8 protein-coding genes and 1 pseudogene are annotated in these 11,466 nt (G+C 33.8%); 7 read left to right on the top strand and 2 right to left on the bottom strand.

The features are described from left to right. Window positions 1-40: 40 nt before the first annotated feature. Both acsA and CD128_RS04670 read left to right on the top strand, forming a co-directional pair. Window positions 41-1,750 carry an acetate--CoA ligase gene (acsA, locus tag CD128_RS04665; protein ID WP_103328894.1) on the top strand — a complete coding sequence of 570 codons (1,710 nt, stop codon included), beginning with the start codon at window positions 41-43 and terminating at the stop codon, window positions 1,748-1,750. Between the two features lie 289 nt (window positions 1,751-2,039). Then, entirely contained in the window at window positions 2,040-3,707 is a 1,668-nt protein-coding gene (locus CD128_RS04670; RefSeq protein ID WP_103328895.1) for a formate--tetrahydrofolate ligase, read from the top strand. 91 nt (window positions 3,708-3,798) lie between these two features. Here the strand turns inward: CD128_RS04670 and CD128_RS04675 are convergent, their stop codons facing one another. Beyond that, a complete protein-coding gene (locus CD128_RS04675; protein WP_103328896.1) occupies window positions 3,799-4,728 on the bottom strand; it encodes a transglycosylase domain-containing protein in 930 nt (309 codons plus the stop codon). Between the two features lie 412 nt (window positions 4,729-5,140). Between CD128_RS04675 and tyrS the strand changes: the two genes are divergently transcribed. The 3 genes from tyrS to CD128_RS04690 all read left to right on the top strand — a co-directional run bounded on the left by tyrS (window position 5,141) and on the right by CD128_RS04690 (window position 8,529). Further along, window positions 5,141-6,403 carry a tyrosine--tRNA ligase gene (tyrS, locus tag CD128_RS04680; RefSeq protein ID WP_103328897.1) on the top strand — a complete coding sequence of 421 codons (1,263 nt, stop codon included), beginning with the start codon at window positions 5,141-5,143 and terminating at the stop codon, window positions 6,401-6,403. A 130-nt stretch (window positions 6,404-6,533) separates the two neighbouring features. Continuing rightward, on the top strand, window positions 6,534-7,004 hold the full coding sequence (locus CD128_RS04685) for a MarR family winged helix-turn-helix transcriptional regulator (RefSeq protein ID WP_103328898.1): 471 nt from the start codon (window positions 6,534-6,536) through the stop codon (window positions 7,002-7,004). Between the two features lie 115 nt (window positions 7,005-7,119). Further along, window positions 7,120-8,529, top strand: coding sequence for an MDR family MFS transporter (locus CD128_RS04690; RefSeq protein WP_103328899.1), 1,410 nt, complete (start codon window positions 7,120-7,122; stop codon window positions 8,527-8,529). Window positions 8,530-8,601: 72 nt separating this feature from the next. Here the strand turns inward: CD128_RS04690 and CD128_RS04695 are convergent, their stop codons facing one another. Continuing rightward, entirely contained in the window at window positions 8,602-9,864 is a 1,263-nt protein-coding gene (locus tag CD128_RS04695) for a S1C family serine protease (RefSeq protein WP_103328900.1), read from the bottom strand. Window positions 9,865-10,029: 165 nt separating this feature from the next. Between CD128_RS04695 and CD128_RS04700 the strand changes: the two genes are divergently transcribed. Both CD128_RS04700 and CD128_RS04705 read left to right on the top strand, forming a co-directional pair. Continuing rightward, entirely contained in the window at window positions 10,030-10,656 is a 627-nt protein-coding gene (locus CD128_RS04700; protein WP_103328901.1) for a lysophospholipid acyltransferase family protein, read from the top strand. Window positions 10,657-10,772: 116 nt separating this feature from the next. Beyond that, window positions 10,773-11,466, top strand: a pseudogene (locus tag CD128_RS04705) (hypothetical protein); the annotation flags it as partial.

The following is an 11,466-nucleotide window of genomic DNA, read 5'->3' on the forward strand; positions in this document are numbered from 1 at the left end:
TTTAAGAAAGCGTTTTCACTATAACAAGGGGGAGTTTATGATGAAAATAGAAGTTTATGAAGCACAGAATGGTAACTATAATTTAAAAAAATATGAAGAAACATATGAGAATTTCAACTGGGATGAAGTAAAAAAAGCATTTTCATGGTATGAAACTGGAAAGATGAATATGGCGTATGAATGTATTGACCGTCATGTGGATGAAGGTAAGGGAGATAAAATTGCTCTAAATTACAGAGATGACCGTCGAAAAGAACAATATACATTTAAACAATTGAAAACATTATCTAATCAAGCGGCAAATGTATTAGTTGAGAAAGCAAATGTACAAAAAGGTGACCGAGTGTTTATCTTCATGCCTCGTACGCCTGAACTCTATTTTGCATTTCTAGGTATTTTAAAAATAGGCGCTATCGTTGGTCCGCTGTTTGAAGCTTTTATGGAAAAAGCAGTAATAGATCGTCTTGAGAATAGTGAAGCAAAGGTAGTTATTACGACAAATAGTTTATTAGGCAGAATTCCTAAAGAAAAATTGTCGCATCTTGAAACAATCATCGTCGTGGATGAAGATGTAGAAGAAGGCTACGTTGATTTTAACAAAGAACTTAAGCAAGCTAGTGAAGACTTTGATATTGAATGGTTACAAGAAGATGATGGTTTAATCTTGCATTACACTTCAGGTTCAACTGGTCAACCTAAAGGGGTATTACACGTTCAAAAGGCGATGTTATTACATTATATTTCTGGTAAATATGTATTAGATTTAAAAGAAGATGATATTTATTGGTGTACTGCCGATCCAGGATGGGTCACAGGTACTTCTTATGGTGTTTTCGCGCCATGGTTAAATGGCGTAACTAACTGTATTGCTGGGGGAAGATTCTCTCCAGAACAGTGGTATAGCATGATTGAAGAATTTAAAGTAACGATTTGGTATACTGCTCCAACTGCTTTAAGAATGTTAATGAGTGCAGGGGATGACATCGTTGAGAAATACAATTTATCATCTCTACGTTCAATTTTATCGGTTGGTGAACCACTAAATCCTGAAGTAATTAAATGGTCTAAAGAAGTTTATGATAAGAGAGTACTTGATACATGGTGGATGACAGAAACTGGAGGTCATATGATTGTTAATTATCCATCAATGGACGTCAAATTAGGTTCTATGGGTAAACCTTTACCTGGTATTGAAGCGGCTATCATTGATGACTCTGGAAAAGAGTTGCCACCAAACCGTATGGGTAATTTAGCAATCAAAAAAGGTTGGCCATCAATGATGTATGCGATTTGGAAAAATCCTGAAAAATATGAATCTTACTTCATTGGTGATTGGTATGTTTCAGGCGATTCAGCATATAAAGACGAAGATGGGTACTATTGGTTCCAAGGCCGAGTAGATGATGTCATTATGACAGCAGGGGAACGTGTCGGTCCATTCGAAGTAGAATCTAAATTGGTAGAACATGAAGCGGTAGCGGAAGCAGGTGTCATTGGTAAACCTGACCCAGTAAGAGGGGAAATCATTAAAGCATTTATTTCTTTAAGACAAGGGTATGAACCTTCTGACGAGCTTAAAGAAGAGATCCGTAAATTTGTTAAAGAAGGCTTATCAGGACATGCTGCGCCACGTGAAATTGAATTTAAAGATAAATTACCTAAAACACGTTCTGGTAAGATAATGAGACGTGTGCTTAAAGCATGGGAATTAAATTTAGATGCTGGTGATTTAAGTACAATGGAAGATTAATTTATTTCTGAAAATGAGAGCGTCCACTTTAATGTGGACGTTTTTACTTATTACTTTTAATTATTATATTTTTATTATGTAAACTTAATATAGCGATTATTTATTAAAATACTCAAAAATTCACAAACATTCAGTTAAATTTTACACAAATACTTGGAAACGCTATCAAAAATTCGACATCGCTTATATAGTTAGTTATTATTAATATGTAAGATTTAAAGAAACCTTCTTTCAAGCAAAGGTCTTCTTACATAAAAATATTTTAATTATCATAAGGGGTTGAAATAAGTTGGCACATTTATCAGATTTAGATATTGCTAATCAATCAGAATTAAAACCTATTGGAGAAATCGCTAAAAAAGCAGGGATTCCTGAATCTGCTTTAGAACAATATGGTCATTACAAAGCTAAGATTGATATCAATCAAATTAAACCTAAAGATAACAAAGGGAAAGTTGTATTAGTAACTGCAATGAGTCCTACTCCAGCTGGGGAAGGTAAATCAACAGTTACTGTAGGTTTATCTGATGCATTTAATGAGTTAAATAAAAACGTTATGGTTGCTTTACGTGAACCAGCGTTAGGACCAACTTTCGGTATTAAAGGTGGTGCCACTGGTGGTGGTTACGCACAAGTATTACCAATGGAAGACATTAACTTACACTTCAACGGAGACTTCCACGCAATTACAACAGCAAATAATGCTTTATCAGCATTCATCGATAACCATATCCACCAAGGTAACGATCTAGGTATCGACGTTCGTCGTATTGAATGGAAACGTGTTTTAGATATGAACGACCGTGCATTACGTCACGTGAATGTTGGTTTAGGTGGACCTACTAATGGTGTACCTCGTGAAGATGGTTACAACATTACAGTTGCATCTGAAATTATGGCTATTTTATGTTTAGCTCGTAATATCAAAGACTTAAAAGAAAAAATTAGCCGCATTACAATTGGTTACACTCGTGAACGTAAACCAATTACAGTAGCAGACCTTAAAGTTGAAGGCGCTTTAGCAATGATCTTAAAAGACGCTATCAAACCAAACTTAGTTCAAACAATCGAAGGTACTCCTGCATTAGTACACGGTGGACCATTCGCTAACATCGCTCATGGTTGTAACTCAATCTTAGCTACAGAAACTGCACGTGACTTAGCTGACATTGTAGTTACAGAAGCAGGTTTCGGTTCAGACTTAGGTGCTGAAAAATTCATCGACATTAAAGCTCGTGAAGCAGGTTTTGAACCATCAGCAGTCGTATTAGTTGCGACAGTTCGTGCGCTTAAAATGCATGGCGGCGTAGCTAAAGATGACTTAAAAGAAGAAAACGTAGAAGCGCTTAAAGCTGGTATCGTTAACTTAGAACGTCACGTAAACAACATCCGTAAATTCGGTGTAGAACCAGTTATCGCATTAAACGCGTTCATCCACGATACTGATGCAGAAACTGAAGCAGTAAAAGCTTGGGCTAAAGAAAACAACGTACGTATCGCTTTAACTGAAGTTTGGGAAAAAGGCGGTAAAGGCGGCGTTGAGCTTGCTAACCAAGTACTTGAAGTTATCGAACAACCTAATGAATTCAAATTCTTATATGATTTAGATCAATCATTAGAAGAAAAAATCGAAACAATCGTTAAAGACATCTACGGTGGTTCTTCAGTTACATTTAGTAAAAAAGCTAAAAAACAATTAAAAGAATTCACTGACAACGGTTGGGGCAAATATCCAATCTGTATGGCTAAAACGCAATATTCATTCAGTGACGACGCAACTGCATTAGGTGCGCCAACTGACTTCGATATTACAATCAGAGAATTAGAAGCTAAAACAGGTGCTGGATTCATCGTTGCATTAACTGGTGCAATCATGACTATGCCTGGTTTACCTAAGAAACCAGCTGCATTAAACATGGACGTTACAGAGGACGGACATGCAGTAGGTTTATTCTAATTATAAATTGATGATTAACACAGAGTGGTAGAGGTTATCTCTACTGCTCTTTTTTCTTTTTGAAAAGGCAGAACCCTATACGCTAACGAGCTTAAGCTGACGTTTGCTTCGTACTATGCAAGTTAGGATTAGTAAGCAAATGTTGATAAATATTATACTTCTTAGCGTGCATGTACTCTTCTCTACTAATTACACCTTCAACTAACATTCTCTTTAATACGTAATGTTGTCTATGAATACTGATTTCAACTTCACTAGGAGGTTTTAAACTACCATCTGTATTATAAGGAGTATACAGATATGGACTTTGTAATAGACCAACTAAATAAGCAGACTGAGCAATATTTAATTCAAAAGGTGGCACACCAAATAAACTGTATGATGCTGAAGCAATACCAGTAATGTTAGACCCTTCATAATCACGACCGAAAGGTACAATATTTAAATATGTATAAATAATCTCATTTTTAGATAAAACCTTTTCAAGACGCATCGCTAAAATAATTTCATTGGCTTTACGACTATACGTTTTTTTATTAGTAAGCACTTGATTTTTCACTAATTGTTGAGTAATCGTACTTCCGCCTGTACTTTGTTTTAAATTAAACACATCTTGTACCATAGCGCGTACTAATGCTTTAGGTAAGACACCACTGTGTCTATAGAATAAAGTATCTTCTGACGTAGTTAATGCTTTGATTACGTTAGGACTGACATGGGCAGGACCTACGATTAAAGAGTTTTGAGAACGATCATATTCTTGTAAAATATTTTTATTATCATGATTTAAGAGATCGTCACCAGCAAAGTGAAGTACTCTTTGTTTTAATTCTGCATCACTAATTTGAGAGGCTTCATGTGTTAAGTGATGAAAATACAATACAGTACCAATGAAACCAATAACAGCACATAATAAAGCGACACTAAATAAGCCTACGCAAATATGCTTTAATTTTTTATAGGATTTTTCAAAAGTATTTAATTTTTCACCTCTATAGGCTTGAGTTAATCGTACTTTCATCTTGAACCTCCTAAAATTTAAATATAGTATAACATATTCATGAAGTTGACTTTTAAACCTCTCTTACCTATAATTAAAAGCAATTCAATATATATTGGATAAGAGGAGAAGTAGTATTTTAGTAAGATTTTAAGAGAGTTAGTGGGTGCTGCGAACTAACACTTACTTTTGTATGAATACACCTTATTATGAATTATCCTACGTTTTATTAATGAACGTATCATTAAAAGAGTGAACAGCTATACTTTCATACCATTTATAAAGTGTTATTGAAGTATTAGTGTTGTTTAAGTATGGTGGTAACGTGCAATCAAGCGCCCTTACATTTTTAATAATGTAGGGGCGTTTTTATTTTTGAAAAATGCTAAATCTTTATTCAATATTGAAATCATAATTAGAGGAGGACGTCATCGTGACAAATGCATTAATTGAAGAATTACAGTGGAGAGGGTTAATTTACCAACAAACTGATGAACAAGGTATTGAAGAACTTTTAAATAAAGAGCAAGTAACGTTATATTGTGGTGCAGACCCAACAGCAGATAGCTTGCATATTGGTCATTTACTACCATTCATGACTTTACGTCGCTTCCAAGAACACGGACACCGTCCAATTGTATTAATTGGTGGAGGAACAGGTATGATTGGCGACCCTTCTGGTAAATCAGAAGAACGTGTGCTACAAACTGAAGAACAAGTTGAAGTGAATGTTCAAGGTTTAAGCAAACAAATGCACAAATTATTTGAATTTGGCACTGAAAAAGGCGCAGTTTTAGTTAATAACAAAGATTGGTTAAGTCAAATTTCATTAATCGGCTTCTTACGTGATTATGGTAAACATGTAGGGGTTAACTATATGTTAGGTAAAGATTCAATTCAATCACGTTTAGAAAATGGTATTTCATACACAGAATTCACTTACACTATTTTACAAGCGATTGACTTTGGTCATTTAAATCGTGAATTAAATTGTAAAATCCAAGTAGGTGGATCAGACCAATGGGGTAACATTACAAGCGGTATTGAATTAATGCGTCGTATGTATGGTCAAACAGAAGCATATGGTTTAACAATTCCATTAGTAACTAAATCTGACGGTAAAAAATTCGGTAAATCAGAATCAGGTGCTGTGTGGTTAGATGCAGAAAAAACAAGTCCTTATGAATTCTACCAATTCTGGATTAACCAATCTGACGAAGATGTTATCAAATTCTTAAAATATTTTACATTCCTAGATAAAGAAGAGATTGAGCGTTTAGAACAATCTAGAGATGAAGCACCTCATTTACGTGAAGCTCAAAAAGCTTTAGCTGAAAATGTAACTAAATTCATCCACGGTCAAGAAGCGTTAGACGACGCAATTCGTATTTCTCAAGCTTTATTTAGTGGTGATTTAAAATCATTATCAGGCAAAGAATTAAAAGAAGGTTTCAAAGATGTACCACAAGTTGAATTATCAGCTGACACTACAAATATCATCGAAGCCTTAATTGAAACTGGCATTGCTTCATCTAAACGCCAAGCACGTGAAGATGTTAATAATGGTGCCATTTATATTAATGGTGAAAGACAACAATCTGTTGATTACGAATTAGGCAGTGAAGATAAAATTGACGATGAATTTACAATTATCCGTCGTGGTAAGAAAAAATACTTCATGGTAAATTATAAATAAATATAATTTCATTTAAACTTAGTCACTTAGAAGTGTTTATCTCCTAAGTGACTTTATTTTTTACTGAAAAATTGGACACATGTAAGCTATAATATGTATATTATTAATTTTCCAAAAAGAGTGATATAAAATGCATAAAAATAAAGAAGAAATCTTAATGAACAGCTTTAGAGATTTATTCAATAAAATAGGTTGGTTAAATAAAGATAAAATGGAACACGCATTAAAAGGTTATAAATCGAGCGAAGTTCATTGTATCGAAGCGATTAAAGAACATTCCCAACCTAACGTGCGTTATTTAGCTGATACGTTATATATGACACGTGGCGCAATTAGTAAACTTACTAAGCGCTTACAACAAAAAGGCTTAATTGCAAACTACCGAAATCCAAATAACAAAAAAGAAATTTATTTTAAATTAACGGATGAAGGTGAACACGTTTATCGAATTCATTCAGAGTTACATCAAGAATTCCAACAAAGAGATGAAAAAGTCTTTGAAACAATGACAAATGAAGAATTTGAAAATATGATGGCTTTTATTCGCCGATATAATCAACACTTGGATGAAGAAATTATTAAACAAAATCGTAGGCCATAAAGAAGAAATTGTCTAATTGAGATTAAGAAAAAATTTTCTCCTCATATTGTTGACAAGGAAACAAAAAGAGCGTATATTTTTGTTGACATAGAAACAATATTAAAGGAGAGAATTCATGTCTAATCAAGAGACGAATCAAATTTCCAAAGAGACAATGACTGCCACATGGCCCATTGCTTTAGGTGCCATTGCACCAATGCTTGATTCAACGATGATCAATATTGCAATTAAACGACTTAATCAAACTTTCAATACAACTTTAGATACTGTGCAATGGGGGATAACAAGCTATATCTTAGCGTTAGCCATGATTATTCCTGTGGCAGGGTGGTTGATTAACCAATTTAATGGCAAGCGTGTATTTATTGGCGCTTCATTATTATTTGGATTAACCTCTGTCTTAGCCGGTATAAGTTGGAATGTCGAAAGTTTTATTATATTCCGTATCATTCAAGGCCTAAGTGCTGGCGTTATCACCACATTGATGTTTACGTTATTAATTAAAACAACTGGCCAAGAACATATTGGTAAAGTCATGGCTGTAGTAAGCACGCCAATGATATTTGGGCCGATTTTAGGACCCGTGCTTGGTGGATTCATCGTCCGCTTCGCTTCCTGGCGCTGGATGTTCTTTATTAATATCGTCGTCGTTATTATCGCCGTAGCGCTCCAGATGAAATATTTACCAGATTTCAAACCTTTTAATAAAGCTAAATCTATGGATTTCATCGGTATTATCCTTTTAGCTTTAATTAGCTTAGTATTTATTTATGGCCTGACTAAGGCAGCAGATTATCACAGTTTCTTTAATTCTGTGACATTAATTTATATCATTATCGGCGTAGTATTAATGATAGGCTATTATTTCTATAATCATCATAAAAATAATGACACTATTTTACCTTTATCTATTTTCAGAAAAAGAAATTATAGTGCCTCATTTATTGGATTATTTCTATCAAATATAGGAATTATGGGGTCGATGGTCATTATTCCGCTTTATTTCCAGACATTTAAACATTATACAGCAATTGAAGCGGCTTTAGCTTTAATTCCGCAAGGTTTAGGTATGTTGATTACGCGACCTTATATTGGTAAAGCCATTGATAATTATGGCGCGAAATGGGTCGTAATTATTAGCGTCATTATCGCTATGTTTGGCTCAGTGCCTTTATTATTTATCACGCAACATACAAGCATTATTTGGCTCTCAGTGATTTTATTTATCAGAGGCTGTAGTGTAGGTGGCATTAACCTAGGTATGACAACGGATGCCTATATGGGTCTTGGCGAAGAAGAAATCGCTGAAGCAGGCGTGGGTATTAATATGATTGAAAATGTGGGCGCAAGCTTCGGTACTGCCTTTATTGCTACAACACTAGCGATGGTATTAAATCGCCTTGGTAATTCAATGATGCATAGTATTATGGCTTACCATGCCGGTTTCTTAGTATCAGTAGTTACATTGCTTATCATAATTATTCCAGCGTTATTCTTAACTCATAAGAATCAACCAACTGCATAAAATAAAACACACATTTCGCTAACATACGATTCATGTATTACTAGCAAAATGTGTGTTTTTTAATATATTTAATTATCTAATAAATTGACTATTATTTTCAGATTCTGAAGATGATGATTCAGATGCTGTTGATTTTTGACTTTTTAGTGTGACAGTTACTTCTGTTGACTTGCCATCGCGAATAACCGTTAATTTAGCAGTTTCGCCAGGTTTTTTATTTTGATATAAATAAGTTCTTAAATCTGTATCTTCTTTAACTTCTTTACCATCAATTTTTGTGATAATGTCTCCAACTTTTAAATCACTGCCGTGGCTCACTTTGGCTACATAGATACCATCATCACGATCAGTTTTTAATTCTTTTTTATAAGAATCAGGAATATCACTTAAATTTAATAATCCAATACCAATAGAAGGACGTTCGATTTTACCATTCTTAACAAGTTGTTCAATTGTAACTTTAACTTCATTACTAGGGATAGCAAAGCCAATACCTTCTACTTGTTCGGCAGCAATTTTCATAGAGTTAATACCAACTAAGTTACCGTTCACATCTACTAATGCACCGCCTGAGTTACCTGGGTTAATCGCTGCATCCGTTTGTAATACGTTGACTTTAGTACCACCAGAAGTTGTGCTAGATTCGATTGTACGCTCATTAGCAGAAATAATACCTGAAGTTACTGAGTTAGCAAATTCTAAGCCAAGTGGATTACCCATAGCAAATACGCTATCACCAGTTTGAACTTTAGAAGAGTTTGCGAATTTCATTGATTTAATGCCGCCAACTTTATCAATTTTTAATACTGCAATATCAGACACAGCATCTTTACCGATCAATTTCGCTTCAACTTGTTTACCACTATGTAATTGAACTTTAATTTCTGACGCGCCACTAATAACGTGATTATTCGTCACGATGTAAGCTGAATTATCATTAATTTGATAAATAACACCAGAACCGACACCCGCTTCTTGCGCTTTCGTAGATTTACCTTCTAATAAATCGTTTAAACTCGTCGCTTTTTGCATATTTATGACACCCACAATAGCAGGAGACACGTCTTTAATCATAGCGTTGACTGATTTATATTTTTCACTCTTACCATCAAGTACATTGCCACCTTTACTATTGCTCACTTCTTGAACTTGACTACCATTATCGTTGAAACCGCTATTACCCATAAGCTTACTTACGCCTAAGACAAGCAATGCGCCAATAATACCTGCAATTAAAGCAACCAAGATAGTTTTAAACCATGGAAATTTTGGTTTTCTAGGTTGTGAATAATAATTTGCATTTTCCGAATAATTATCTTGATTATAATTTGACATATTAAACCTCCATTTTAATCTAGTCGATATCTCAATTATGCTTATTTTTTTGAAAATTTGCCAGTAAACCACTATCAGACTTTAGATGTATCTTTGTGAAATGTTGTTCAAAAATAAGTATAATGATAAAATCTTAAAGTGTATAAAAAAGAAGCAGGTGACAAAATGTATAAAATCATTAGTAGAATTTTAGATGTTTTCTTAGTAAAAATGGCTAAGTCTTTATTCGTTTTAGGAAAAGAAAACATTCCAAAAGATAATAAATATGTCGTAACATGTACCCATGAAAGTTATAATGAAGTCATAATGTTAGGGGTTGCACTTGTACCTAATGAAATTCATTATATGGCTAAAAAAGAATTATTTAGTAATAAATGGGGCGGTAAGTTCTTAACTTCATTAAATGCGTTTCCAGTAGACCGTGAAAATCCTGGTCCAAGTACGTTAAAACGCCCAGTTAATCTATTAAAAGAAAACAAAACAGTAGGGATCTTCCCAACAGGGCATCGTACATCTGTAGAAGGTGCGCCTTTAAAACGCGGTGCCTCAACAATTGCAATGTTAGGTAAAGCGCCAATTTTACCAGCTGCATATGTAGGTCCTACAAAATTACATGGCTTAATTACAGGACAAGCCTTAATTAAATTTGGTAAACCAATTTACCAATCAGATATTCCTAAAGACTTAAAACGCAATGAAAAAATCGACTTTTTAACTAAAGAGATTGAAAAACGTACTTCAGAACTTCAAAAGGAATTACATCAAATTCAAAACAAATTAAAAGAAAAATAAGATGATTTTAGATAGAGATTGAGACGATTCACGTTCTCAATCTTTATTTTTATGTCATAATATAGTGATTAAAAGGTGCATATTACATATAAATATAAACAATGGGTGAATAGATAATGGATTATAGAAAAAGTATGGAAGCAAACGATCAATATATTAAAGATACATATAGTGATACTACCATTTTTTATAAAACTGAATGTGATTTTTACTATAGCTACAATGACTTTGGACAGAGTATTTATAGTTCATTTTATCTTGGGCTGAATGACTTATTTATAGTTAATCTCGCTAATCACTTAACACTGCACATACCTTTTTCAAGTATTAATGAAGTGAACTTCGATGGGGAAGAAAGAGATAGATGCTTAAGACTTAATTTTACGAATAATGGGGAAGAATATACGCATTTCTTGATTTTCAAAACTTTGAATGAAGCAACAGAAATTCTAGATATTTTAGAAAATGGTAGCCAATATGAGGAACCAGTTGAAACTTCAATTAATAGTGAGGAGAATCATCGTCTTGAATTACACCCATTGAACAGCCGCTCAATGGAAAAGGAAATTAACGGTAAGAAAATTATGCACCTGGATGGCTTAGCGCTAAATCATCCTAATGCTTACAAACATTCTCAAGAAGAAATTGCCTCTTTATTTGAAAATAGAGAAGTTTTAAAAATTATTCTAAAATCAAGCAAATCTAAGAATTTTAAAAAAGTGATTGCACTTATGCAACAGTTCGCATCATTTACATATATAGATGGGCGATTTAGCATAGAAGTAACCAATGATATGGAATATCTTGAAC

Source organism: Staphylococcus croceilyticus (assembly GCF_002902575.1).
GTDB classification, from domain to species: domain Bacteria; phylum Bacillota; class Bacilli; order Staphylococcales; family Staphylococcaceae; genus Staphylococcus; species Staphylococcus croceilyticus.